The 24,290-nt window shown below is 45.0% G+C and carries 26 protein-coding genes; 25 read left to right on the forward strand and 1 reads right to left on the reverse strand.

Annotated features, from left to right (window positions below; translation table 11 throughout):
* Positions 1-72 precede the first annotated feature (72 nt).
* The 13 genes from NSS75_RS08815 (at position 73) to ftsY (ending at position 15,130) form a co-directional block, all read left to right on the forward strand.
* Complete coding sequence (locus NSS75_RS08815; protein WP_024121367.1) at positions 73-435, forward strand: Asp23/Gls24 family envelope stress response protein; 363 nt, start codon at positions 73-75, stop codon at positions 433-435.
* A 15-nt stretch (positions 436-450) separates the two neighbouring features.
* Complete coding sequence (locus NSS75_RS08820) at positions 451-2,109, forward strand: DAK2 domain-containing protein (protein ID WP_024121368.1); 1,659 nt, start codon at positions 451-453, stop codon at positions 2,107-2,109.
* 139 nt (positions 2,110-2,248) lie between these two features.
* Complete coding sequence (gene sdaAB, locus NSS75_RS08825; RefSeq protein ID WP_024121369.1) at positions 2,249-2,911, forward strand: L-serine ammonia-lyase, iron-sulfur-dependent subunit beta; 663 nt, start codon at positions 2,249-2,251, stop codon at positions 2,909-2,911.
* Positions 2,912-2,934: 23 nt separating this feature from the next.
* Positions 2,935-3,837 (forward strand): L-serine ammonia-lyase, iron-sulfur-dependent, subunit alpha, encoded by a 903-nt coding sequence (gene sdaAA, locus NSS75_RS08830; protein WP_024121370.1) that lies wholly within the window; start codon positions 2,935-2,937, stop codon positions 3,835-3,837.
* Positions 3,815-5,863, forward strand: coding sequence for an ATP-dependent DNA helicase RecG (recG, locus tag NSS75_RS08835; protein ID WP_339237026.1), 2,049 nt, complete (start codon positions 3,815-3,817; stop codon positions 5,861-5,863). Before sdaAA ends, recG begins: the two co-directional genes overlap by 23 nt.
* A gap of 107 nt (positions 5,864-5,970) precedes the next feature.
* Positions 5,971-6,537: a transcription factor FapR gene (gene fapR / locus NSS75_RS08840; protein WP_106020684.1), complete on the forward strand. Its 567-nt coding sequence runs from the start codon at positions 5,971-5,973 to the stop codon at positions 6,535-6,537.
* A gap of 13 nt (positions 6,538-6,550) precedes the next feature.
* Positions 6,551-7,549: a phosphate acyltransferase PlsX gene (gene plsX, locus NSS75_RS08845; protein ID WP_024121373.1), complete on the forward strand. Its 999-nt coding sequence runs from the start codon at positions 6,551-6,553 to the stop codon at positions 7,547-7,549.
* A gap of 18 nt (positions 7,550-7,567) precedes the next feature.
* The gene (fabD, locus tag NSS75_RS08850; RefSeq protein WP_024121374.1) at positions 7,568-8,521 is read left to right on the forward strand and encodes an ACP S-malonyltransferase; all 954 of its coding nucleotides are present in this window, start codon (positions 7,568-7,570) and stop codon (positions 8,519-8,521) included.
* Positions 8,514-9,254 (forward strand): 3-oxoacyl-[acyl-carrier-protein] reductase, encoded by a 741-nt coding sequence (gene fabG / locus NSS75_RS08855; protein WP_024121375.1) that lies wholly within the window; start codon positions 8,514-8,516, stop codon positions 9,252-9,254. Before fabD ends, fabG begins: the two co-directional genes overlap by 8 nt.
* An 83-nt stretch (positions 9,255-9,337) precedes the next feature.
* On the forward strand, positions 9,338-9,571 hold the full coding sequence (gene acpP, locus NSS75_RS08860; protein ID WP_003154310.1) for an acyl carrier protein: 234 nt from the start codon (positions 9,338-9,340) through the stop codon (positions 9,569-9,571).
* Between the two features lie 139 nt (positions 9,572-9,710).
* Complete coding sequence (gene rncS, locus NSS75_RS08865) at positions 9,711-10,460, forward strand: ribonuclease III (protein ID WP_010334220.1); 750 nt, start codon at positions 9,711-9,713, stop codon at positions 10,458-10,460.
* 100 nt (positions 10,461-10,560) lie between these two features.
* The gene (gene smc / locus NSS75_RS08870) at positions 10,561-14,121 is read left to right on the forward strand and encodes a chromosome segregation protein SMC (protein WP_339237032.1); all 3,561 of its coding nucleotides are present in this window, start codon (positions 10,561-10,563) and stop codon (positions 14,119-14,121) included.
* A gap of 19 nt (positions 14,122-14,140) precedes the next feature.
* On the forward strand, positions 14,141-15,130 hold the full coding sequence (ftsY, locus tag NSS75_RS08875) for a signal recognition particle-docking protein FtsY (RefSeq protein WP_044155917.1): 990 nt from the start codon (positions 14,141-14,143) through the stop codon (positions 15,128-15,130).
* A gap of 39 nt (positions 15,131-15,169) precedes the next feature.
* On the opposite strand, the gene NSS75_RS08880 is transcribed toward ftsY, so the two are convergent.
* Positions 15,170-15,655, reverse strand: coding sequence for an Ig-like domain-containing protein (locus NSS75_RS08880; protein ID WP_101861207.1), 486 nt, complete (start codon positions 15,653-15,655; stop codon positions 15,170-15,172).
* A gap of 178 nt (positions 15,656-15,833) precedes the next feature.
* On the opposite strand from NSS75_RS08880, the gene NSS75_RS08885 reads away from it, so the two are divergent.
* The 12 genes from NSS75_RS08885 to NSS75_RS08940 all read left to right on the forward strand — a co-directional run bounded on the left by NSS75_RS08885 (position 15,834) and on the right by NSS75_RS08940 (position 24,263).
* Entirely contained in the window at positions 15,834-16,166 is a 333-nt protein-coding gene (locus NSS75_RS08885; RefSeq protein ID WP_024121379.1) for a putative DNA-binding protein, read from the forward strand.
* Positions 16,167-16,179: 13 nt separating this feature from the next.
* Entirely contained in the window at positions 16,180-17,520 is a 1,341-nt protein-coding gene (gene ffh / locus NSS75_RS08890; RefSeq protein WP_024121380.1) for a signal recognition particle protein, read from the forward strand.
* Positions 17,521-17,625: 105 nt separating this feature from the next.
* Positions 17,626-17,898: a 30S ribosomal protein S16 gene (gene rpsP / locus NSS75_RS08895; protein WP_003220815.1), complete on the forward strand. Its 273-nt coding sequence runs from the start codon at positions 17,626-17,628 to the stop codon at positions 17,896-17,898.
* Entirely contained in the window at positions 17,898-18,143 is a 246-nt protein-coding gene (locus NSS75_RS08900; RefSeq protein ID WP_024121381.1) for a KH domain-containing protein, read from the forward strand. The genes rpsP and NSS75_RS08900 overlap by 1 nt, the downstream gene beginning before the upstream one ends.
* 121 nt (positions 18,144-18,264) lie before the next feature.
* Positions 18,265-18,651: a YlqD family protein gene (locus NSS75_RS08905; protein WP_024121382.1), complete on the forward strand. Its 387-nt coding sequence runs from the start codon at positions 18,265-18,267 to the stop codon at positions 18,649-18,651.
* A gap of 4 nt (positions 18,652-18,655) precedes the next feature.
* Positions 18,656-19,180 (forward strand): ribosome maturation factor RimM, encoded by a 525-nt coding sequence (gene rimM / locus NSS75_RS08910; protein ID WP_044155911.1) that lies wholly within the window; start codon positions 18,656-18,658, stop codon positions 19,178-19,180.
* Positions 19,177-19,908, forward strand: a complete 732-nt coding sequence (gene trmD, locus NSS75_RS08915) for a tRNA (guanosine(37)-N1)-methyltransferase TrmD (protein ID WP_024121384.1) — start codon at positions 19,177-19,179, stop codon at positions 19,906-19,908. Before rimM ends, trmD begins: the two co-directional genes overlap by 4 nt.
* Positions 19,909-20,047: 139 nt before the next feature.
* A complete protein-coding gene (gene rplS / locus NSS75_RS08920; protein ID WP_010334229.1) occupies positions 20,048-20,395 on the forward strand; it encodes a 50S ribosomal protein L19 in 348 nt (115 codons plus the stop codon).
* Positions 20,396-20,539: 144 nt separating this feature from the next.
* Positions 20,540-21,388 carry a ribosome biogenesis GTPase YlqF gene (ylqF, locus tag NSS75_RS08925; RefSeq protein WP_010334231.1) on the forward strand — a complete coding sequence of 283 codons (849 nt, stop codon included), beginning with the start codon at positions 20,540-20,542 and terminating at the stop codon, positions 21,386-21,388.
* Between the two features lie 70 nt (positions 21,389-21,458).
* Positions 21,459-22,226 (forward strand): ribonuclease HII, encoded by a 768-nt coding sequence (locus NSS75_RS08930; protein WP_095713831.1) that lies wholly within the window; start codon positions 21,459-21,461, stop codon positions 22,224-22,226.
* Positions 22,227-22,254: 28 nt separating this feature from the next.
* Entirely contained in the window at positions 22,255-23,985 is a 1,731-nt protein-coding gene (locus NSS75_RS08935) for a hypothetical protein (RefSeq protein WP_339237037.1), read from the forward strand.
* Positions 23,982-24,263: a FlhB-like flagellar biosynthesis protein gene (locus NSS75_RS08940; RefSeq protein ID WP_095713833.1), complete on the forward strand. Its 282-nt coding sequence runs from the start codon at positions 23,982-23,984 to the stop codon at positions 24,261-24,263. Before NSS75_RS08935 ends, NSS75_RS08940 begins: the two co-directional genes overlap by 4 nt.
* Positions 24,264-24,290 lie beyond the last annotated feature (27 nt).

Consider the following 24,290-nt stretch of genomic DNA (forward strand, 5'->3'; position numbering starts at 1 on the left):
GTCTTTTCTTTTCATAATGGAATTCATATAGTAGAATAGCTGTAACTCTATGCATTCGAAGGAGGAACTAGTGTGTCCATTGAATTAAGAACGAAATACGGGCAGATTGATATATCGAATGAAGTCATTGCAATGGTTGCCGGCGGCGCTGCGATTGACTGTTACGGCATCGTTGGAATGGCCTCTAAAAACCAAATTAAAGACGGACTGACTGAAATCCTTCGGAAAGAGAATTTCAGCAGAGGTGTTCAAGTTCGCCAAGAAGCAGAACAGATACATATTGACATGTATATCATTGTCAGCTACGGCACAAAAATTTCTGAAGTGGCACATAACGTCCAAACAAAAGTAAAGTACACAGTAAATCAAACAGTCGGACTTGCAGTGGACTCTGTCAATATTTATGTCCAAGGCGTACGAGTGACGAACCCGTAGTTAGGAGGAGTAGGATTGTCTATCAGAACATTAGACGGCAGAACCTTTGCTGAGATGATTCTTGCAGGTGCACAGAATCTGTCGCAAAACGCGAGTGCGGTTGACGCGCTCAACGTGTTTCCGGTGCCGGACGGTGATACGGGAACAAACATGAACCTGTCGATGACTTCCGGGGCAAGAGAAGTGGAGCATTTGGAGACAAGTGATATCGGTAAAGTGGGCTCCGCGTTATCTAAAGGATTGCTCATGGGGGCAAGAGGGAATTCAGGAGTCATCCTGTCCCAATTGTTCCGAGGATTCAGTAAAAGCATTGAAACAAAAAAAGAAATTAATGCAAAAGAGTTTGCCGCCGCGCTGCAAGCCGGTGTCGATATGGCTTACAAAGCAGTCATGAAGCCTGTGGAGGGCACCATCTTAACAGTTGCAAAAGATGCTGCGAAACAAGCGGTGGCCCTGGCGGAAAAAGAAACCGATATCATTGCGCTGATGACATCGGTGACAAAGGAAGCTGAGGCATCCTTAAACCGGACACCGGAATTGCTGCCTGTCCTGAAGGAAGTAGGAGTCGTTGACAGCGGAGGCAAAGGCCTGCTTTGTGTGTATGAAGGTTTCCTCGCTTCATTAAAAGGAGAGACCGTTCCTGAGAAAACCGTTCTTCCGTCACTTGATGACATGGTCAGCGCAGAGCATCATAAGAGCGCGCAGAGCATGATGAATACAGATGATATTGAATTCGGTTTCTGTACAGAAGTGATGGTAAGGCTCGATCAGAATAAAAGAGAATTTGATGAAGGCACATTCAGAAATGACCTCAGCCAATTTGGTGATTCTCTTTTGGTTATTGCAGACGAGTCTCTGGCGAAGGTTCATATTCATGCTGAAGAGCCGGGAAACGTGTTAAACTACGCTCAAAATTACGGTGAATTAATAAAAATCAAAATTGAAAACATGAGAGAGCAGCACACTTCCATCATCAGCCAGGGCAGCGAGCCTGCTCACAGCGAGAAAGCGGCAAAGCAGCCGTACGGCATTGTGACTGTTGCGATGGGAGAAGGCATTTCTGATTTATTCAAAAGCATTGGCGCTTCCGTTGTGATTGAAGGCGGCCAGACGATGAATCCAAGCACTGAGGATATTGTCGATGCTGTAAGATCTGTAAATGCAGACACTGTGTTTATCTTACCGAATAACTCCAACATTATCATGGCTGCCAATCAAGCCGCAAGTGTGATAGGCGATAAGGTTTTTGTCATTCCTGCCAAAACGGTTCCGCAAGGGATGTCAGCGCTGCTGGCATTTAATCCGGATCAAGAGCCTGAAGCAAATGAAGCCAATATGCTAAGTGCCATTCAGCAAGTAAAAAGCGGACAGGTGACATACTCAGTCAGGGATACTCATATTGACGGGCAAGACATAAAAAAAGGCGACTTTATGGGAATTCTGAATGGAACGATTATCGGCAGTGCTGAAGATCAGCTGGGTGCTGCAAAAATGCTCTTGTCAGAAATGATCGGAGAAGAGGACGAAATTGTCACCATTCTTTATGGAGAAGATGCGTCTCAAGAAGAAGCTGAAGAGCTTGAAGCGTTTCTCAACGACAAGTACGAAGAGATTGAGGTTGAAATCCACAACGGAAAACAGCCGCTGTATTCGTATATAGTTTCTGCAGAATAGAAGGGCAAATTGCCCTTCTATTCTTATGTCTGCTTTTAAGTGCGGCAGCGCTGTAACGCGCCCGCTTGCCATTTTATATCCGATCAATTAGTCTAGAAGCAAAGCCGCTTATAAGCTCTGATCCATAAGGAGGAATAGCATGAAATACAGAAGCGTTTTTGATATTATCGGCCCGGTTATGATCGGTCCGTCCAGTTCGCATACAGCAGGAGCGGCGAGAATCGGGAGAGTGGCCAGAAGTTTATTTGGCAGAGAGCCTGAGCGCATCGTTGTGTCCTTTTACGGCTCTTTTGCTGAAACATATAAGGGTCACGGCACAGATGTGGCAATCATCGGCGGTCTGCTTGATTTTGATACATTTGACGAACGGATTAAAACTGCTATACAAATTGCAGAAGATAAAGGAATTGATATAGAGTTTCGAGTCGAAGACGCTGTTCCGGTTCACCCGAACACAGCTCGAATCAGCATTTCTGATGAAAAGGGAGAACTTGAACTGACGGGAATTTCGATAGGCGGAGGAAAAATTGAAATCACAGAATTAAACGGCTTTGAGCTCCGTCTGTCTGGAAACCACCCTGCCATTCTAGTTGTCCATAATGACAAGTTTGGCACCATTGCAGGAGTTGCCAATGTCCTTGCGAAATTCTCAATCAACGTCGGCCATATGGAAGTCGCCCGCAAGGATATTGGTCAGCTTGCGCTGATGACAATAGAAGTGGATCAAAATATTGACGATGATGTTCTCGATGAGCTGTCAAAGCTGCCGAACATTATTCAAGTGACAAAGATTGCTGACTAGCGAAGGGTCAGGAGGAGCCAGTTATGTTTCGTAATGTAAAAGAATTAATTGAGATAACGAAAGAAAAGCAAATGTCCATCTCTGACATCATGATCGCTCAAGAGATGGAAGTAACAGAAAAAACAAAAGAAGAAATTTTTCAGCAGATGGATCACAATCTGACTGTTATGGAAGCGGCGGTTCAGAAAGGGCTTGAAGGGGTTACGAGTCAAACGGGCTTAACAGGCGGGGATGCCGTTAAATTACAGGCCTACATTCGATCTGGAAAAAGCCTGTCGGGAGCGCTGATTTTAGACGCGGTATCGAAAGCTGTGGCAACAAATGAAGTGAATGCCGCCATGGGAACAATCTGTGCGACACCGACAGCCGGATCTGCAGGTGTAGTGCCGGGTACGTTATTTGCCGTGAAAGAAAAACTGAACCCGACAAGAGAACAAATGATCCGCTTTTTATTTACGGCCGGAGCTTTCGGCTTTGTCGTAGCAAATAATGCAAGTATTTCCGGTGCGGCCGGCGGGTGTCAGGCAGAGGTAGGATCTGCCTCGGGCATGGCAGCTGCGGCAATTGTTGAAATGGCAGGCGGAACACCTGAGCAAAGTGCGGAGGCCATGGCCATTACATTAAAAAATATGCTCGGCCTTGTGTGTGATCCTGTTGCGGGCCTTGTTGAAGTGCCTTGTGTGAAGCGGAATGCAATGGGCGCATCAAACGCGATGATTGCTGCTGATATGGCATTAGCAGGCATTACAAGCCGGATTCCATGTGACGAGGTCATCGATGCGATGTATAAAATCGGCCAAACGATGCCCACTGCCCTTAGAGAAACAGGCCAGGGCGGTTTAGCGGCCACACCGACGGGAAGAGAATTAGAGAAAAAAATATTCGGAGGAGCGCTGGGTTCAAGTGAAACAACATCAGCAAACTAGTATAGCCAACATTAAGGGCATTGGGCCGGAAACAGAAAAAACATTAAATGAACTCGGTATTTATGACATTTCTGATCTTCTGAATTATTTCCCTTATCGCTATGATGACTACGAGCTGAGGGATTTAGAAGAAGTACAGCATGATGAAAGAGTCACAGTTGAAGGGAAGGTTCATTCAGAGCCTTCTCTTACCTATTACGGAAAAAAACGAAACAGGCTGACATTTCGCCTTCTTGTCGGCCATTATTTAATCACTGCCATTTGTTTTAACCGTCCTTATTTAAAGAAAAAGCTTTCGCTGGGCTCTGTTGTGACGATTTCCGGTAAATGGGACAAGCACCGTCAGACCATTTCTGTTCAGGAATTAAAAAATGGGCCGCATCAAGAGGATAAAAGCATTGAACCAGTTTATTCCGTGAAAGAAAATGTCACCGTCAAAATGATGAGACGTTTTATTCAGCACGGGCTGACACAATATGCGGACTCAATACCTGATCCTCTCCCGGAAAATCTTAAAATTCGCTATAAGCTGCCGGACTATCATCAAGCGTTAAAAGCGATGCACCAGCCAGAAACAAGAGAAGCATTAAAGCTGGCCAGACGCCGATTCGTTTACGAAGAATTTTTATTATTTCAGTTGAAAATGCAGGCGTTCCGAAAGGCGGAAAGAGAGCAGTCGCAAGGGATACGGCAGCGTTTTTCAAACGAAGAACTCATGACATTTGTCAAAAGCCTCCCGTTTCCTCTCACCAACGCCCAGTCCCGCGTGCTTCGCGAAATAACAGCAGACATGTCTTCCCCATACAGAATGAACCGTCTTCTTCAAGGAGACGTCGGATCAGGAAAAACGGCAGTCGCTGCCATCGCGCTTTATGCGGCCATTTTATCCGGATATCAGGGAGCGCTTATGGTTCCGACAGAAATTCTTGCTGAACAGCATGCTGATTCCCTTGTTTCACTGTTTGAAAAGTGGGATGTCAATGTCGCCCTTCTGACAAGCTCTGTAAAAGGGAAGCGCCGAAGGGAATTGCTTGAGCGGCTTGCTGCGGGAGAGATTGATATTCTTGTAGGAACCCATGCTTTAATCCAGGATGAGGTCGAGTTTAAAGCGCTAAGTCTTGTCATCACGGATGAGCAGCACCGATTTGGAGTTGAACAGCGGAAGAAGCTTCGGAACAAAGGGCAGGATCCCGATGTGCTCTTTATGACAGCCACTCCGATTCCGAGAACCCTGGCGATTACTGTTTTCGGTGAAATGGATGTCTCCGTCATCGATGAGATGCCGGCGGGGCGGAAACAAATCGAGACCTATTGGGTGAAACATGACATGCTGGACCGCATTCTGGCATTCGTCGAAAAAGAATTAAAGCAGGGCAGACAGGCGTATATTATCTGTCCGCTGATCGAAGAATCAGACAAGCTTGATGTGCAAAACGCTATAGATGTATACAATATGCTTTCTGAGGTTTTCCGTGGAAAATGGAACGTCGGCCTTATGCACGGAAAACTGCATTCCGATGATAAAGATCAGGTGATGAGGGAATTCAGCGCGAATACGTGTCAAATTCTCGTATCAACCACTGTTGTTGAAGTCGGAGTGAATGTCCCGAATGCAACGATTATGGTCATTTACGACGCCGATCGCTTTGGTTTGTCCCAGCTTCACCAGCTGCGCGGCCGTGTAGGCCGCGGCGAGCACCAATCCTACTGCATTCTCATGGCTGATCCGAAATCAGAAACAGGAAAAGAACGGATGAGAATCATGTCGGAAACCAATGACGGCTTTGAACTGTCTGAAAAGGATTTGGAACTGAGAGGCCCGGGAGATTTCTTTGGAAAAAAACAAAGCGGAATGCCTGATTTTAAGGTGGCGGACATGGTTCATGATTACAGAGCGCTTGAAACGGCAAGGCAGGACGCTGCAAATCTGGTGGCTTCGGAAGCGTTCTGGAACGACCCCGAATATGGGGCGCTAAGAGAGCATTTGCTGAAAAGCGGAGTCATGGACGGGGAAAAATTGAGCTGAGGTAAGAAGTTTTTGGTGTTTAGCCAGAAACAATCATTGCATTCCAATCTATGAAATTATATACTACTATTAGTACCTAGTCTTAATTTGCCGGATGGTGTTTAGATATGAGAAGAAATAAGAAAGAACGCCAGGAATTACTTCAGCAGACGATCAAAGCAACCCCATTTATTACAGATGAAGAATTAGCGGGAAAATTCGGAGTTAGCATTCAGACGATTCGTTTGGACCGCTTGGAGCTTTCCATACCGGAGCTAAGAGAAAGAATTAAGAACGTGGCAGAGAAAACGCTTGAAGATGAAGTGAAGTCCCTGTCACTAGACGAAGTCATCGGAGAAATTATTGACCTTGAGCTGGATGATCAGGCGATTTCTATTTTAGAAATAAAACAGGAGCATGTATTCAGCCGGAATCAAATTGCAAGAGGACACCATTTATTTGCTCAGGCGAATTCTTTGGCCGTTGCAATTATAGATGACGAACTGGCGCTGACTGCAAGTGCAGACATCCGCTTTACCAGGCAGGTAAAGCAGGGTGAGCGCGTCGTTGCGAAAGCGAAAGTGACGGCGGTTGAGAAAGAAAAAGGAAGAACGGTTGTCGAAGTAAACAGCTATGTTGCAGAGGAAATTGTTTTTTCTGGACGCTTTGACATGTACCGTTCAAAACATTCATAAAGGTGGAGCATGCATGAGAATAGCTGTAGATGCAATGGGAGGAGACCACGCTCCCAAAGCTGTTATTGACGGAGTTATGAAGGGTATAGAGTCATTTGATGATCTTCATATTACACTTGTCGGTGACAAGACAACAATAGAATCGTATTTAACAACATCATCAGACCGCATCACGGTGCTGCACGCAGATGAAGTGATTGAGCCTACGGACGAACCGGTCCGCGCCGTGCGGAGAAAAAAGAACTCCTCTATGGTCCTGATGGCGCAGGAAGTTGCAGAAGGCAGAGCTGACGCCTGCATTTCAGCAGGAAATACCGGCGCGCTAATGACAGCCGGCCTGTTTATTGTGGGAAGAATTAAAGGAATTGACCGCCCTGCGCTTGCACCGACACTGCCGACTGTATCAGGCGGCGGATTTCTGCTCCTTGATGTCGGCGCCAATGTAGATGCCAAGCCTGAGCATCTCGTTCAATACGCCATTATGGGTTCTGTTTATTCCCAGCAAGTCCGAGGCGTGACTTCACCGAGAGTCGGACTTTTGAATGTCGGAACAGAAGATAAAAAAGGAAACGAATTGACGAAGCAGACGTTCCAATTATTAAAAGAGGCAAACATCAACTTTATCGGAAACGTGGAAGCACGGGACCTTTTAGACGATGTAGCAGATGTCGTAGTAACGGACGGATTTACCGGGAATGTTACACTCAAAACGCTTGAAGGCTCTGCGATGTCCATTTTTAAAATGATGAAAGAAGCGCTCACGTCAAACTTTACGTCTAAGCTTGCGGCCGCTGTGCTGAAGCCGAAGATGAAGGAAATGAAAATGAAAATGGATTATTCCGAATACGGCGGAGCAAGTCTTTTCGGTTTGAAAGCGCCGGTAATCAAGGCACACGGCTCTTCTGATGCCCGTGCGGTTTACCATGCGATCCGCCAAGCCAGAGAGATGGTCAGCCAAAACATGGCTGCGCTCATTCAGGAAGAAGTAAAAGAAGAAAAAACAGATGAATAGTCTGGAGGTTTTTACATCATGAGTAAGATTGCATTTTTATTCCCTGGTCAGGGATCTCAATTTATCGGCATGGGGAAAGAGCTTTATGATCAGGTTCCAGCTGCAAAACGTCTGTTCGATGAAGCGGACGAAACATTGGAAACAAAGCTCAGCTCACTGATTTTTGAAGGTGATGCCAAAGAATTAACCCTTACATACAATGCGCAGCCTGCTTTGCTGACGACTAGCATTGCTGTGCTTGAAAAATTTAAAGAATCAGGCATTACACCTGATTTCACAGCCGGACACAGCCTTGGAGAATATTCTGCACTGGTGGCGGCTGGCGCAATGAGCTTTAAAGACGCTGTTTATACTGTCAGAAAACGCGGTGAGTTCATGAACGAAGCGGTGCCGGCCGGAGAAGGAGCGATGGCTGCCATTCTCGGCATGGATGCCGACGCATTGAAACAAGTAACCGATAAAGTCACTGAGGATGGCCACCTTGTGCAGCTTGCCAACCTCAACTGTCCCGGACAAATCGTTATTTCCGGAACGGCAAAAGGAGTAGAGCTTGCATCTGAACAGGCAAAAGAGAACGGCGCTAAACGTGCGATTCCGCTTGACGTAAGCGGTCCGTTCCATTCTGAACTGATGAAGCCTGCTGCTGATAAGCTGAAGGAAGTCTTGGACTCCTGTGAACTGAAAGACGCAGACGTGCCGGTGATCTCAAATGTTTCTGCAGATGTGATGACAGATAAGGCAGACATTAAAGAGAAACTCATTGAGCAGCTGTACTCCCCGGTTCGTTTTGAGGAAACTGTTAACAAGCTGATCGCAGAGGGTGTTACGACGTTTATTGAAATCGGTCCCGGCAAAGTGCTTTCAGGCCTTGTGAAAAAAGTAAACAGACGCTTAAAAACCATTGCCGTATCAGACCCGGAAACGATTGAACTGGCAATTCAAACGCTTAAGGAGGAGAATGAGAATGCTTAATGAAAAAACAGCTGTTGTCACTGGCGCATCCCGCGGAATCGGCCGTTCAATCGCCCTTGACTTGGCCAAAAACGGTGCAAACGTTGTCGTTAACTACTCAGGCAGCGAAGCGAAAGCAAATGAAGTCGTAGATGAAATCAAATCAATGGGCAGAAAAGCGATTGCTGTCAAAGCCGATGTATCAAATCCTGAAGATGTACAAAACATGATAAAAGAAGCGATTTCTGTTTTCTCTACGATTGACATTCTAGTGAACAACGCCGGAATTACAAAAGACAATCTCATCATGAGGATGAAAGAAGATGAGTGGGATGATGTTATTAACATTAACCTGAAGGGTGTTTTCAACTGCACGAAAGCTGTGACAAGACAAATGATGAAGCAGCGTTCAGGCCGGATTATTAACGTATCGTCTATCGTCGGCGTCAGCGGAAATCCTGGACAAGCCAACTACGTGGCTGCAAAAGCAGGTGTGATCGGCTTAACAAAGTCTTCAGCTAAAGAGCTCGCAAGCCGCAACATCACAGTCAATGCGATTGCGCCTGGATTTATCTCAACTGATATGACAGATAAGCTTGCTAAAGACGTTCAAGATGAAATGCTGAAACAAATTCCGCTCGCTCGCTTTGGCGATCCCGGCGATGTCAGCAGCGTCGTCACGTTTCTTGCTTCAGAGGGAGCGCGTTACATGACAGGCCAGACGCTTCATATTGACGGCGGAATGGTAATGTAAGTTTTTTCTCGAAAATTTCATCATAGTTACTCTAGTTTTTTAAAAACGAATCCACTATAATACTTGAGGGGAGGTGAATTGCTATGGCAGATACATTAGAGCGTGTAACGAAAATCATCGTAGATCGCCTTGGCGTTGATGAAGCAGACGTCAAACTTGAAGCTTCTTTCAAGGAAGACTTAGGTGCTGATTCCCTGGATGTAGTTGAGCTTGTTATGGAACTTGAAGACGAGTTTGATATGGAAATTTCTGACGAAGATGCTGAAAAGATTGCAACAGTCGGCGACGCTGTGAACTACATACAAAACCAGCAATAAGCTGATGCTAAAAGTCCCGCCGAAACGCGGGGCTTTAGCCCTTTATTCGTGCAGTTATTACAGCATGCCGCTTTTACGCGCGCTGTATCCGGTTTAGTCAGAGAAGCGCGGTGAACCTGATGTGCCTATGGAGGTTACTATGTCAAAACACTCACATTATAAAGATAAGAAAAAGTTCTATAAAAAAATAGAACAATTTAAAGAGTTTCAAGAACGGATCTCGGTTCACTTTCAAAATGAAAAGCTTTTGTATCAAGCATTTACACATTCATCTTATGTGAATGAGCATCGGAAAAAGCCGTATGAAGATAATGAAAGGCTTGAATTTTTAGGTGACGCTGTTTTGGAACTGACGATCTCCAGATTCTTATTTGCCAAGTATCCGGCTATGAGTGAAGGAGATTTGACGAAATTGAGAGCCGCGATTGTATGCGAACCGTCTCTCGTTTCATTGGCTCACGAACTGTCATTCGGCGATCTTGTCCTATTAGGGAAAGGCGAGGAAATGACGGGCGGCAGAAAACGCCCTGCACTTTTGGCGGATGTCTTCGAAGCATTTATCGGAGCCTTGTATCTTGACCAGGGATTAGAGCCGGTCGAAAGTTTCTTAAAAGTCTATGTGTTCCCTAAAATAAACGATGGTGCTTTTTCTCATGTGATGGATTTTAAAAGCCAGCTGCAGGAATACGTGCAGCGGGACGGCAAGGGCTCGCTGGAGTATAAAATATCCAACGAAAAAGGACCTGCCCATAACCGTGAATTCGAAGCCATCGTATCTCTAAAAGGTGAACCACTCGGAGTCGGAAACGGCCGTTCAAAGAAAGAAGCCGAACAGCACGCTGCTCAGGAAGCTCTAGCTAAATTGCAAAAACACCATACGAAACAATAAAATCCCCCTAAGTTATAAGGGGGATTTCAGTATGTTTGCCGTCTTATTTCATCCATGTTTATGATAAAATTGAAATACTTATTACATAAGGAGGATCGCTATGTTCCTCAAACGTTTAGACGTTATAGGATTTAAATCATTTGCAGAACGGATTTCCGTTGATTTTGTAAAAGGCGTCACTGCGGTTGTCGGCCCGAACGGAAGCGGAAAAAGCAATATCACAGACGCTATTCGCTGGGTTCTTGGAGAACAATCAGCACGTTCCCTTCGCGGCGGGAAAATGGAAGATATTATTTTTGCCGGCAGTGATTCGAGAAAACGGTTAAATCTTGCCGAAGTTACACTTACGCTTGATAATGACGATCATTTTTTGCCGATTGACTTCCATGAGGTCAGTGTCACAAGACGTGTGTACAGATCTGGCGAGAGTGAATTTTTAATTAACAATCAGCCGTGCCGCTTAAAAGATATTATTGATTTATTTATGGACTCCGGACTTGGAAAAGAAGCATTTTCGATTATCAGCCAAGGGAAAGTGGAAGAAATCCTGAGCAGCAAAGCGGAGGATCGCCGCAGTATCTTTGAAGAAGCAGCAGGGGTGCTCAAATACAAAACGAGAAAGAAAAAAGCAGAAAACAAGCTGTTTGAAACCCAGGATAATTTAAACCGGGTAGAAGATATATTACATGAGCTGGAAGGCCAGGTTGAACCTCTTAAAATACAGGCCTCAATCGCGAAAGACTACCTGGAGAAAAAGAAAGAGCTTGAGCACGTTGAAATTGCGCTGACCGCTTACGATATTGAAGAGCTGCACGCCAAATGGTCAAGCCTTCAGGAGAAAGTGCAAGCCGCTAAGGAAGAAGAGCTTGCTGAATCGTCTGCTATTTCAGCAAAAGAAGCGAAAATTGAAGATGCTCGAGACAAAATTCAAGCCCTCGATGAATCAGTGGACGAGCTCCAGCAAGTCTTGCTTGTGACAAGTGAGGAGCTTGAAAAGCTGGAAGGGCGCAAAGAAGTACTGAAAGAACGCAAAAAAAACGCTGTGCAAAACCGAGAGCAGCTTGAAGAAGCCATCGTACAGTTTCAGCAAAAAGAAGGTGTGCTGAAAGAAGATCTTGCGAAGCAGGAAGCTGTTTTCGAAACGCTTCAGACAGAAGTGAAAGATTTAAAAGCACAGGTGAAGGAAAAGCAGCAGGCTCTCAGTCTTCATAATGAAAATGTCGAAGAGAAAATTGAACAGCTGAAAAGCGATTACTTTGAGCTGTTAAACAGCCAGGCTTCGATTCGCAATGAGCTCCAGCTGCTTGATGACCAGATGTCCCAATCAGCCGTTACCCAGCAGAGGCTGGCTGATAATAATGAAAAGCATCTGCAGGAACGGCGCGATATTTCCGCCCAAAAAGCTGCGTGTGAAACCGAGTTTGCCCGCATAGAGCAGGAGATTCACAGCCAAGTCGGCGCGTATCGTGAAATGCAGGTCAAATACGAGCAGAAAAAGCGTCAATATGAGAAAAATGAATCTGCTCTTTACCAAGCGTACCAATACGTCCAGCAGGCGAGATCGAAAAAAGACATGCTTGAGACGATGCAGGGAGATTTCTCCGGCTTTTATCAAGGTGTTAAAGAGGTGCTGAAAGCGAAAGAGCGGCTTGGCGGAATTCGCGGGGCAGTCCTTGAGCTGATTTCAACAGAACAAAAGTATGAAACGGCCATTGAAATCGCACTCGGAGCTTCAGCACAGCATGTCGTGACCGATGATGAACAGTCCGCACGGAAAGCGATTCAATATTTGAAACAGAATTCGTTCGGCCGGGCGACATTTCTGCCGCTTTCTGTCATCAAAGACCGTCAGCTTCAAAGCAGGGACGCGGCAACTGCGGAGCAGCACCCGTCATTTCTCGGGGTTGCCAGTGATCTTGTCACATTTGATCCCGCGTATCGCCGTATCATTCAAAACCTGCTTGGCACCGTTCTGATTACAGAGCATTTAAAAGGCGCAAATGAGCTTGCGAAGCTGCTTGGACACCGTTACCGCATTGTTACTCTCGAGGGCGATGTCGTGAATCCTGGAGGTTCAATGACGGGGGGCGCCGTTAAAAAGAAAAACAACTCCCTGCTAGGAAGAAGCCGGGAACTAGAGGATGTCACCCAGCGGCTCGCTGAGATGGAAGAAAAAACAGCGCAGCTTGAACAAGAGGTCAAAACCCTTAAGCAATCCATTCAGGAGATGGAGAAAAAGCTGGCTGAATTAAGAGAGGCCGGGGAAGGCTTAAGAGTAAAGCAGCAGGATGTGAAAGGCCAGCTGTATGAGCTTCAAGTCGCTGAGAAGAATATCAATACTCACTTAGAGCTCTATGATCAGGAAAAATCAGCTCTGTCAGAAAGCGATCAAGAGAAGAAAGCGCGCAAACGCGAGCTGGAAGAAAAGCTTTCTTCCGTATCCGAAAAGATGAAACAGCTTGAAGAGGATATTGATAGACTGACAAAACAAAAACAGACACAGTCCTCTACAAAAGAGTCTCTCTCCAATGAGCTGACTGAGCTGAAGATCGCAGCAGCGAAAAAAGAGCAAGCATGTAAGAGCGAAGAGGACAACCTCGCTAGATTAAAGAAAGAGCTCCAAGAAACAGAGCTTGCTTTAAAAGAGACGAAAGAGGACCTAAGCTTCTTAACGTCAGAAATGTCATCAAGCACAAGCGGCGAAGAAAAACTGGAAGAGGCCGCGAAACATAAATTGAATGACAAAACAAAAACAATTGAATTGATTGCGTTAAGGCGTGACCAGAGGATCAAACTTCAGCAGGGGCTTGATACGTATGAGCGCGAGCTGAAAGAAATGAAGCGCATGTATAAACAAAAAACAACGCTCTTAAAAGACGAAGAAGTAAAACTAGGCCGAATGGAAGTCGAGCTTGATAATTTGCTGCAATACTTGCGGGAAGAATACAGCTTGTCCTTTGAGGGAGCTAAAGAGAAATACCAGCTTGAAACAGATCCTGAGGAAGCACGAAAGCGCGTGAAGCTGATTAAACTCGCAATAGAAGAGCTTGGAACGGTAAACCTCGGAAGCATAGATGAGTTTGAGAGGGTTAACGAACGCTATCAATTCTTGTCAGAGCAAAAAGAAGATTTAACAGAAGCAAAAAATACCCTGTTCCAAGTGATTGAGGAAATGGACGAAGAGATGACGAAACGCTTTAACGACACATTCGTCCAAATCCGCTCTCACTTTGATCAAGTCTTCCGCTCCTTATTCGGAGGAGGACGAGCGGAATTAAGGCTTACTGATCCGAATGATCTGCTGCATTCCGGGGTAGAAATTATCGCGCAGCCGCCGGGAAAAAAACTGCAAAACTTAAACCTTTTGTCTGGCGGAGAGCGTGCGCTTACTGCTATTGCGCTCTTATTCTCAATTTTAAAGGTGCGCCCTGTGCCGTTTTGTGTTCTAGACGAGGTAGAAGCCGCGCTTGACGAAGCAAATGTGTTCCGGTTTGCGCAGTATTTGAAAAAATACAGTGCCGATACCCAGTTTATTGTGATTACCCACAGAAAAGGCACTATGGAGGAAGCCGATGTGCTTTACGGCGTGACAATGCCGGAATCAGGTGTTTCTAAGGTCATCTCAGTGAAGCTGGAAGAGACAAAAGAATTCGTTCAGTAACGAGGAAAGAGGTTATAAGATGAGTTTTTTTAAAAAATTAAAAGAGAAAATCACAAAGCAGACAGATTCCGTATCTGAAAAGTTTAAGGACGGCCTTGAAAAGACGAGAAACTCCTTTCAAAACAAAGTGAATGATCTCGTGTCCCGTTACCGTAAAATTGATGAGGACTTCTTCGAAGAGCTTGAAGAGGTTCTGATCAGTGCTGATGTCGGTTTTACAACGGTTATGGAGCTGATAGACGAGCTCAAGAAAGAAGTGAAGCGCAGAAATATTCAAGATCCGCAGGAAGTGCAGTCTGTTATTTCTGAAAAGCTGGTGGAGATTTATAACAGCGGAGACGAACAAATTTCTGAGCTGAACATTCAGGAAGGGCGTTTAAATGTCATTCTCCTGGTCGGCGTAAATGGAGTCGGCAAAACGACAACGATCGGAAAGCTTGCTCATAAACTAAAGCAAGAAGGAAAGTCTGTTGTACTCGCTGCCGGAGACACTTTCAGAGCAGGAGCGATTGAACAGCTTGAAGTATGGGGAGAACGTACGGGTGTGCCTGTCATTAAGCAGGCGGCCGGCAGCGATCCTGCGGCTGTCATCTATGATGCTGTTCACGCTGCCAAAGCGAGAGAAGCAGATGTATTGATTTGTGATACGGCAGGGCGTCTTCAAAATAAGGTAAACCTGATGAAGGAGCTCGAAAAGGTGAAGCGCGTTATCGAAAGAGAAGTGCCCGAAGCGCCTCATGAGGTGCTGCTCGCCCTTGATGCCACGACTGGACAAAACGCAATGGCACAGGCGAAGGAGTTCTCTAAAGCAACAAACGTTACAGGAATTGCTTTAACAAAGCTTGACGGCACTGCAAAAGGCGGCATTGTCCTTGCGATTCGCAACGAGCTTCATATTCCGGTTAAATTAGTCGGCTTAGGAGAAAAAGTTGATGATCTTCAGGAGTTTGACGCTGAATCTTACGTATACGGGCTCTTTTCAGATTTAGTGGAAAAAGCGGAGGATTAAAAAGACAGACAGCCCCCAAAAGCATTGGGGGCTGTTTTGTTATCGTCTCACTTGATAGGCGAAATGATAAAGGCTGTTATCAGTGGATAGCAATCTCGCATCACCTGAATAAACCCTGAATGGAATAATGTCATAGTAATGAACGGAAACAGATGTGTAATACGTGTAGTATCCAGCAGCAGGTCCTAAATACATTGGAACGTTAAACTTTCCGTTTTCATCAGTTGTTCCCGCAGCTGTCTGTGTTGTATTCCCGACTTTTGTATCTGCTTCGAAGCTGACTGGTGTGTTTGGCACTGGCGCTCCATTTTCGTCGAGCAATGTACCGCTTATCGTAATATTGTACTTGACTCGCCAAAATTGGCCCTGTCCGTAATTGATTTTGCCGTACACGCCTCCGTCCGTGCTAATATTTGAGATGGAGGCCCTATAAGGGGCTCCGGCCGCAGCTGCTTGCTGGGCGGGAAAAATAAATGGTAACACGGCAGCCAAGCATAACATAACCAACAAACCGATTTTTTTCATGAGAATCCTCCTTTAAAGTGGGGTTCATATACAATATCGGAATAAATTAGAAGATGTTTAGTTAATATTGGAAAAAAGTGATCATTGCTTTGACAAGATAAAAACTTGACACTCACATTAAAACCATGTAAACTAAGTTATCGTAAAGGGATTTGACTTAACAAAGGGGAGAGCTCATATGTCGCTCGAAAAGACAACGAGAATGAATTATCTGTTTGATTTTTATCAGTCGTTGTTGACGTCTAAACAGAAGAGCTATATGTCGCTTTATTATTTGGACGATTTCTCCCTTGGCGAAATAGCCGAAGAGTATGAGGTTTCAAGACAAGCTGTTTATGATAACATCAAACGAACAGAAGCGATGCTTGAACAATATGAAGAAAAGCTGCTCCTTTTGAAAAAGTTTCAGGAGCGTAAAGAGATGTTTAATAAGCTGAAGGAGCTTGCTTCCGGTACTAAAGAAGAGGAAGAAATTACAGCTCTGATTGAAGCGCTTGAGAAATTAGATTAGGAGGCGGCAAACTATGGCATTTGAAGGATTAGCCGACCGACTGCAGCAGACGATTTCTAAAATCCGCGGAAAAGGGAAAGTCAGCGAACAAGATGTAAAAGAAATGATGCGTGAAGTTCGTCTTGCGCTGCTTGAGGCTGACGTTAACTTTAAAGTAGTAAAGGATTTTGTGAAAAAAGTAAGTGAACGGGCTGTAGGCCAAGACGTCATGAAAAGCCTGACGCCCGGCCAGCAGGTCATTAAAGTCGTTAAAGAGGAACTGACAGAGCTGATGGGCGGCGAAGAAAGCAAAATTGCCGTCGCGAAGCGGCCGCCGACTGTTATTATGATGGTTGGTCTCCAGGGTGCCGGTAAAACGACAACGAGCGGTAAGCTTGCAAATCTGCTGCGCAAAAAGCATAATCGCAAACCGATGCTGGTTGCTGCCGATATTTACCGTCCTGCTGCAATCAAGCAGCTGGAAACGCTAGGCAAGCAGCTCGACATGCCTGTTTTTTCCCTTGGTGATCAGGTCAGCCCTGTAGAAATAGCCAAGCAGGCTATCGAAAAAGCCAAGGAAGAACACTATGATTATGTCATTTTGGATACAGCAGGCCGTTTGCATATCGACCATGAGCTTATGGATGAACTGACCCAAGTGAAAGAAATCGCGAATCCGGAAGAAATCTTTCTGGTTGTCGATTCAATGACCGGGCAGGATGCCGTGAATGTAGCCAAAAGCTTTAACGAACAGCTCGGTTTAACCGGTGTTGTGTTAACAAAGCTTGATGGAGACACGCGCGGGGGTGCTGCACTTTCCATTCGTGCGGTGACAAACACGCCGATTAAATTCGCCGGTTTAGGCGAAAAACTTGATGCATTAGAAGCATTCCATCCTGAACGCATGGCATCAAGGATTCTCGGCATGGGTGACGTGTTAACATTGATTGAAAAAGCTCAGGCAACCGTCGATGAAGACAAGGCCAAAGAGCTGGAACAAAAAATGAGAACAATGAGCTTCACATTGGATGATTTTCTGGAGCAGCTCGGACAGGTCAGAAACATGGGGCCTCTGGATGAGCTTCTGCAAATGATGCCGGGTGCAGGTAAGATGAAAGGCTTGAAAAATATTCAAGTTGATGAAAAGCAGCTGAATCATGTGGAAGCGATCATTAAATCGATGACTGTTCTTGAAAAAGAACAGCCGGATATCATTAATGCCAGCCGGCGCAAGCGGATTGCGAAAGGAAGCGGGACGTCCGTACAGGAAGTCAACCGTCTGCTTAAGCAGTTTGACGAAATGAAAAAAATGATGAAGCAGATGACAAACATGTCAAAAGGAAAGAAAAAAGGATTTAAGTTACCTTTTATGTAATCGGTTATACATGATAAAACCGTTGTTAAGAAAAAACACTTTACAAACACTTTTATCATTGTTAATATACTATCTTGTTGAAATATTTTCGGAGGTGCTAGTAAAATGGCAGTAAAAATTCGTTTAAAACGTATGGGAGCAAAAAAATCTCCTTTCTATCGTATTGTTGTAGCAGATTCTCGTTCACCGCGTGACGGCCGTTTCATCGAAACAGTCGGCACTTACAACCCGGTTGCAAAACCAGCGGAAGTAAAAATCGATGAAGAGCTTGCTCTTAAATGGCTTCAAACTGGAGCGAAACCATCTGATACAGTTCGCAACTTGTTCTCTAGCCAAGGAATCATGGAAAAATTCCACAACGCTAAACAAGGCAAGTAATGACTGATCAACACTTGGAAGATTTGATTGTCACGATTGTGACGCCGCTTGTTGATCATCCAGATGACATTCGGGTCATAAGAGAAGAAACCGATCAAAAGATTGCGCTGCGCTTATCTGTTCATAAGTCAGATACCGGTAAAGTTATCGGGAAGCAAGGCCGGACTGCAAAAGCGATTCGAACAGCTGTATTTGCAGCTGGCGCACAGTCTTCTAAGAAAGTTCAATTTGAAATATTTGACTAAAAGGGAGAGGGCCGGCACCTCCCCTTTTTTTACACGCAAAAAACGGGTAAACTGATAGAAGATAAGACAAGATAGAAAAGTCTGGTCTTGAAAAAGTTTTAAAAGCAGGGAGCTTGGTGCGATGCAAATTATTCACCGTGTAGCCGTTATGCAAGTCTTAACCGAGCGCAGCAAAGAAAAGCTTTTATCTACTTTCACAGAAAAGAAGCAAATGCTTGAACGAGAATGCAGCCAGCTCTATTTTCAGCTTAGAAAACATGAAAAAGAACAGCAGAACCCAGATGTAATTGAACAATTTAAAAAGGCAATAGAAAAACGAAAAGATAATATGAAAATGATCGATTTTCAAATTACCCAAGTACATACATTACCGCTTGGCAGTGAAATGAAAGAAAAGGAAATCGATGCGCTGCTGACTATTGAAGTCGGAGATGACTGGCATGAGAAAACAGCAGCAAACACCATCGTCATAAAAGACGGAACAGTAATTGAAATTCGCCAGAGGTGATCATATGACAAAGCGATGGTTTAATGTCGGTAAAATTGTAAATACCCACGGAATTAAAGGCGAGGTGCGGGTCATTTCAAAAACGGATTTTGCCGAAGAACGGTACAAGCCGGGCAACACGCTGTATTTGTTTATGGACGGACGCCAAGAACCGATAGAAGTAACGGTAAACACGTACAGGCTGCATAAGCAATTTCATCTGCTGCAGTTTAAAGAAAGACAAAGCCTGAATGAAGTAGAGGAACTGAAAAACGCCATCATCAAAGTTCCTGAAGAGGATTTGGGTGAGCTGAATGAAGGAGAATTTTATTTCCACGAAATTATCGGCTGTGAAGTTTTTACCGAAGAAGGCGAACTGATCGGAAAGGTGAAAGAAATTTTAACACCGGGAGCCAATGATGTATGGGTAATCGGGCGTAAAGGTAAAAAAGACGCGCTGATCCCTTACATTGAATCAGTCGTTAAACAGATTGATGTCAGCGAAAAGAAAATTGAGATTCAACTCATGGAAGGATTAATAGACGAATGAAAATCGATTTTTTGACGCTGTTTCCTGAAATGTTTGAAGGGGTGCTCGGTTCATCCATTCTTCAAAAAGCCCAAGAAAAAGAAGCAGTGCAGTTCCAGATCGTCAATTTCCGGGAGTATTCTGATAACAAGCATAATACAGTGGATGATTATCCTTACGGTGGCGGAGCAGGTATGGTTCTGAAGCCTCAGCCTGTTTTTGACGCGGTTGAGGATCTGGCCTCAAAAGCCGACAGTCCGCCGCGCGTTATCCTCGTCTGCCCGCAAGGTGAGCGTTTCACACAAAAAAAAGCCGAGGAATTGGCAAAGGAAGAGCATTTGCTGTTTATCTGCGGCCATTATGAAGGCTATGATGAGCGAATCCGCGAGCATTTGGTGACAGATGAAATATCAATTGGCGACTTCGTTCTGACAGGCGGTGAGCTGCCTGCGATGATGATTGCTGACAGTGTCGTCAGGCTGCTTCCGGGTGTGCTTGGCAAAGAGGCTTCCCACATAGAGGATTCGTTCAGTACGGGGCTCTTGGAGCATCCGCATTATACAAGACCGGCAGATTATAAAGGTTTAAAAGTGCCTGAAACACTTCTATCAGGAAACCATGCTAAAATCAAAGAATGGCGGAATAAAGAATCGATCAGAAGAACCTATTTAAGACGCCCGGATCTTCTGAAAGACTATCCGCTTACAGAGCAAGAAAGAAAATGGATTTCTGAATGGGAAAAAGAATAGATTTTATTGCATAGGCTATGAAATTGTGATAAGATACTACTTGTGGCTTGAACGGGCTTATCCGTTGAAAGCTTGAAAACGATGTTCCGCTGTGCCGGGTTTTGAGGCCAAGAGCATCTGTTGGAAGGAGTTGAAAACGATGCAAAAACTAATTGAAGATATCACAAAAGAACAGCTTCGTACTGATCTTCCTACGTTCCGTCCTGGTGACACTTTACGTGTACACGTAAAAGTTGTTGAGGGTAACCGTGAGCGTATCCAGATCTTTGAAGGTGTTGTGATTAAGCGTCGTGGTGGTGGAATCAGCGAAACGTTCACAGTTCGTAAGATTTCTTACGGTGTTGGCGTTGAACGTACTTTCCCTGTACACACACCAAAAATCGCGAAAATCGAAGTTGTACGTTACGGTAAAGTACGCCGTGCTAAGCTTTACTACCTGCGTGAACTTCGCGGAAAAGCGGCTCGTATTAAAGAAATCAGACGATAATGATAACGAACGAAAAGAGCTTGTTACCAGTAACAAGCTCTTTTTTTATACAGAATTTGAAAATGCCGGTCAGGCATCGTAAAATACATAAAGAACAACTAAGAATCTTGCACACTTAGAAGATAAAGGCGGTGTTCGTGTCACATGACAATCCAATGGTTCCCTGGCCATATGGCAAAGGCAAGACGGGAAGTAACCGAAAAATTAAAATTAATCGATATTGTATATGAACTGGTAGATGCCAGAATCCCGATGTCATCAAGAAACCCAATGATTGAAGACATCTTGAAAAATAAGCCGAGAATTATGCTGTTAAATAAAGCTGACAAAGCAGATGCGGCAGTCACACAGCAGTGGAAAGAGCACTTTGAGAACCAAGGAATCCGCTCTCTGTCTATTAATTCTGTAAATGGCCAAGGATTAAATCAAATCGTTCCGGCTTCAAAAGATATCCTGCAGGAGAAATTTGACCGGATGAGAGCAAAAGGTGTAAAGCCAAGAGCGATCCGGGCGCTGATCATCGGCATTCCGAACGTCGGAAAATCAACGCTTATCAACCGGCTGGCAAAGAAAAACATTGCGAAAACCGGAGACAGACCGGGTATCACAACATCTCAGCAATGGGTCAAAGTCGGAAAAGAATTAGAGCTTTTAGACACTCCGGGGATTTTATGGCCTAAATTTGAGGACGAGCTTGTCGGATTGAGGCTGGCAGTCACAGGGGCTATTAAAGACTCGATTATCAATCTTCAGGATGTTGCCGTGTTTGGCCTCCGTTTTCTCGAAGAACATTATCCTGAACGGCTTAAAGAACGCTACGGGCTCGATGAGATACCCGAAGACATCGCGGAGCTGTTTGATGCAATAGGTGAAAAACGCGGCTGCCTCATGAGCGGTGGGCTTATTAACTACGATAAAACGACTGAAGTGATCATTCGTGATATCCGCACAGAAAAGTTCGGGAGGCTGTCATTCGAACAGCCGACGATGTAAAGACGCGCAGAAATGCGGGTCTTTATTTTTTCCTGACAGGACCGATACATACAGTAAGGGAGAAGAGAAAGTGAATACATTAACCGTAAAAGACATTAGAGACCGTCTGCAAGAGGTAAGAGATGACCAGGACCCATTTCTTGCCCAGTGTGAAAATGATCCGAGAAAAAGCGTACAAGCGCTTGTAGAGCAATGGCTGAAAAAGAACGCAAAGGAAAAAGCGCTAAAAGAACAGTGGGTGAATATGACCTCCTATGAAAGGCTTGCGAGAAACAAGGGGTTTCGTTTTATTGCAGGAGTAGACGAAGTAGGCCGGGGCCCATTGGCAGGGCCGGTTGTCGCCAGCGCAGTCATCCTTCCTGAGGAATGCGAAATACTTGGGCTCACAGACTCAAAAAAGCTTACAGAAAAAAAGCGTGAGGAATATTACGATCTCATTATGAAAGAAGCTGTGGCAGTCGGCATAGGAATTGTAGAAGCAGCTGTTATTGATGAGATCAATATTTATGAAGCCTCAAAATTGGCAATGGTCGAAGCAATCCGCGATTTGTCCGATACACCCGATTATTTGCTCGTTGACGCGATGACACTGCCGCTCGATACGTCTCAGTCTTCAATTATAAAAGGTGATGCCAAAAGCGTGTCTATCGCAGCAGGTGCGTGTATTGCGAAAGTAACGAGAGACCGGATGATGAGCGCATATGCCGAAAAATATCCGCAGTACGGCTTTGAAAAAAATAAAGGCTATGGGACAAAAGAGCATATTGAAGCGCTCGCAGCTTATGGACCGACCGACTTGCACCGGAAAACTTTCGCTCCTGTTCAATCTTACAGATAATCTAATGGACAAGGAGGCACCTTTTGAAATGAACATACGAAATGATGTACAGCAGGCGCTCAAAAACCTTTTTGGAAACACTGCAGCTCCGCAGGAAACATCAAATACAACCGACGAATCAAATACCGTAAAGCGTCTCCTTTTAGGAAAAGTGCTTCGTTTATTAGGGGACCAGCATGCACTGATCCAAGTAGGGAATCAAACGATTCAAGGCAAACTTGAAACCCAGCTTCGCCCTCAGGCGTATTACTGGTTTTCCTACGAAAAAAAACCAGCGGAACAGACAGGCCGTCTCCAGGTTGTTCAAAGCTTTGACCAAAATCCCAAAACCATTCAGGATGCAGCGGGCAAGCTTCTGAACGCTATTTCAGTGAAGCCGTCAAACGCATCCCTTATGCTGGCAGGCGCAATGCTGAAAAGCAAAACACCCATCACAGAAAATGATATCAAAACAGCCGTCCGCTGGATGGACACGCTGCCTGCGACAGACACAAAAAAAGCCATCGAAACAGTTTTATTTGCCTTAAAGCGGGATCTCCCCGTTCACCCCGATGTTTTGAGCGGAGTTCATGCTGTCAAATCGCCTGTACCGCTCCATCAGCACTTATCTCAGCTGATTCAGGCTATTCATCAAAATCCTCAGCCGAGTCAGGCGCTGACAAAGCTAAAAGAAGCCGTTACGGCACTTTTTAATAGCGAAACAGATGTCCATGCAGAACGTCTTATCGAGAAGCTTATCTCGTTAACGGATCATAACAGATCTGCCTCTTCAGTCAGTACAGCTGGAAACCGGGAGCTTAGCGCAGCAGACGGCTCCGCAGGAAAGGCAGACTGGGCGCCTGCAAACCCGCAGGAGCAGCAGCGAAACACACGAGACGGTGCCGCTAAAACTGTCTCAGACATTCCAATGAAAGAGGCAAGAAGGCTGCTGGCCACACTGACGGAAGCTGCGGATAAAAACGGCAATCCAATCGTAAAAGAAGCAGCGAATTGGATAAAGGCTGTTGTTTCCTCTAGTCAAAATAAGCCTGAGTCAGCAGCATCTGCTTTGCAGGCCGCGCAAGTCACGGATCAAGAAGCAGAAGTGTTTTTAAAGGCTGTTCAGCAGACAGCTCCTAATTTGGCGGATAAGGCAGATGTTCTTTCCTTCTTATCCAAAGTGAAAATGGCAATAGGCGCTCGAGATGAGCTTGCTTTTATTAAAGCGTTTGAACAAGGTGCCGCAGTGCTGCCCGATGATATTCAATCAGTTAAGATGGCTCTTCATGCTGCCAGAGCGTCACATGAGTTAGCGGAACCTGTCAAACAGGAAGCGGATCAGCTCTTCCATAAATTAAACGGTCAGCTTCTCATGCAGCAGGATCATCCTTCCTACAGCCAAATTGTGATGTCATTTCCGATGTTTTCAAAATCGGGGGTTCAGGACATGACTGTTCTGTTTAAAGGACAAAAAGAAGCGGATGGAAAGCTCGATCCTTCCCATTGCCGGCTCTTGTTTTTACTGCAATTAGATACGTTAAAAGAAACAGTTGTTGACTGCCTGATACAGCAGCAAGTCATGACGATTACAATTGAGACGGACTTTGAACTTCAGCCGGCAATCGATCCGATGGTGCCCGCCCTCAAGCAATCGCTCAAAGAAATGGGCTACAGTCTTTCAGGAGTTAACGCTAAAAAACGCCTTCAATCTGATGAAAAGGCTACAATTGATCAATACATAACAAGCATCAGTGATCAGGGAGTGGATGTGAAAATATGAACGAGCAAACGCCTTTAAGAAAAGCCATAGCTCTCCATTATGACGAAAAAATAGACAAGGCGCCAAGAGTAATTGCAACCGGGAAGGGCCATGTTGCTGACAACATTATCAAAGAAGCTAAAAAGGCGGGGGTCCCGATCCAAGAAGATCGGACCCTTGTCGAATTAATGCGCCATTTGACTGTGGATGACCAGATCCCGGAAGCACTTTATGAAACGGTAGCCGAGATTTTTTCTTTCATTTACAGATTGGACGAAAGTGTAAAAAATAAAAAATAGCTAAAATATTCCCCATTCTCCGCTTGA

Source organism: Bacillus sp. FSL K6-1012 (genome assembly GCF_037964915.1).
In the GTDB taxonomy this organism is placed as follows: Bacteria; Bacillota; Bacilli; order Bacillales; family Bacillaceae; genus Bacillus; species Bacillus halotolerans.

What these genes read in the sequence shown, in the direction of transcription:
- sdaAB (WP_024121369.1), top strand. Translation starts at nt 2,249, where the DNA reads ATGAAATACAGAAGCGTTTTTGATATTATCGGCCCGGTTATGATCGGT.
- ftsY (WP_044155917.1), top strand. Translation starts at nt 14,141, where the DNA reads ATGAGTTTTTTTAAAAAATTAAAAGAGAAAATCACAAAGCAGACAGAT.
- ffh (WP_024121380.1), top strand. Translation starts at nt 16,180, where the DNA reads ATGGCATTTGAAGGATTAGCCGACCGACTGCAGCAGACGATTTCTAAA.
- smc (WP_339237032.1), top strand. Translation starts at nt 10,561, where the DNA reads ATGTTCCTCAAACGTTTAGACGTTATAGGATTTAAATCATTTGCAGAA.
- NSS75_RS08905 (WP_024121382.1), top strand. Translation starts at nt 18,265, where the DNA reads ATGCAAATTATTCACCGTGTAGCCGTTATGCAAGTCTTAACCGAGCGC.
- fapR (WP_106020684.1), top strand. Translation starts at nt 5,971, where the DNA reads ATGAGAAGAAATAAGAAAGAACGCCAGGAATTACTTCAGCAGACGATC.
- plsX (WP_024121373.1), top strand. Translation starts at nt 6,551, where the DNA reads ATGAGAATAGCTGTAGATGCAATGGGAGGAGACCACGCTCCCAAAGCT.
- ylqF (WP_010334231.1), top strand. Translation starts at nt 20,540, where the DNA reads ATGACAATCCAATGGTTCCCTGGCCATATGGCAAAGGCAAGACGGGAA.
- rpsP (WP_003220815.1), top strand. Translation starts at nt 17,626, where the DNA reads ATGGCAGTAAAAATTCGTTTAAAACGTATGGGAGCAAAAAAATCTCCT.
- rimM (WP_044155911.1), top strand. Translation starts at nt 18,656, where the DNA reads ATGACAAAGCGATGGTTTAATGTCGGTAAAATTGTAAATACCCACGGA.
- rplS (WP_010334229.1), top strand. Translation starts at nt 20,048, where the DNA reads ATGCAAAAACTAATTGAAGATATCACAAAAGAACAGCTTCGTACTGAT.
- sdaAA (WP_024121370.1), top strand. Translation starts at nt 2,935, where the DNA reads ATGTTTCGTAATGTAAAAGAATTAATTGAGATAACGAAAGAAAAGCAA.
- NSS75_RS08935 (WP_339237037.1), top strand. Translation starts at nt 22,255, where the DNA reads ATGAACATACGAAATGATGTACAGCAGGCGCTCAAAAACCTTTTTGGA.
- fabG (WP_024121375.1), top strand. Translation starts at nt 8,514, where the DNA reads ATGCTTAATGAAAAAACAGCTGTTGTCACTGGCGCATCCCGCGGAATC.
- trmD (WP_024121384.1), top strand. Translation starts at nt 19,177, where the DNA reads ATGAAAATCGATTTTTTGACGCTGTTTCCTGAAATGTTTGAAGGGGTG.
- NSS75_RS08880 (WP_101861207.1), bottom strand. Translation starts at nt 15,655, where the DNA reads ATGAAAAAAATCGGTTTGTTGGTTATGTTATGCTTGGCTGCCGTGTTA.
- rncS (WP_010334220.1), top strand. Translation starts at nt 9,711, where the DNA reads ATGTCAAAACACTCACATTATAAAGATAAGAAAAAGTTCTATAAAAAA.
- acpP (WP_003154310.1), top strand. Translation starts at nt 9,338, where the DNA reads ATGGCAGATACATTAGAGCGTGTAACGAAAATCATCGTAGATCGCCTT.
- NSS75_RS08900 (WP_024121381.1), top strand. Translation starts at nt 17,898, where the DNA reads ATGACTGATCAACACTTGGAAGATTTGATTGTCACGATTGTGACGCCG.
- fabD (WP_024121374.1), top strand. Translation starts at nt 7,568, where the DNA reads ATGAGTAAGATTGCATTTTTATTCCCTGGTCAGGGATCTCAATTTATC.
- NSS75_RS08940 (WP_095713833.1), top strand. Translation starts at nt 23,982, where the DNA reads ATGAACGAGCAAACGCCTTTAAGAAAAGCCATAGCTCTCCATTATGAC.
- NSS75_RS08885 (WP_024121379.1), top strand. Translation starts at nt 15,834, where the DNA reads ATGTCGCTCGAAAAGACAACGAGAATGAATTATCTGTTTGATTTTTAT.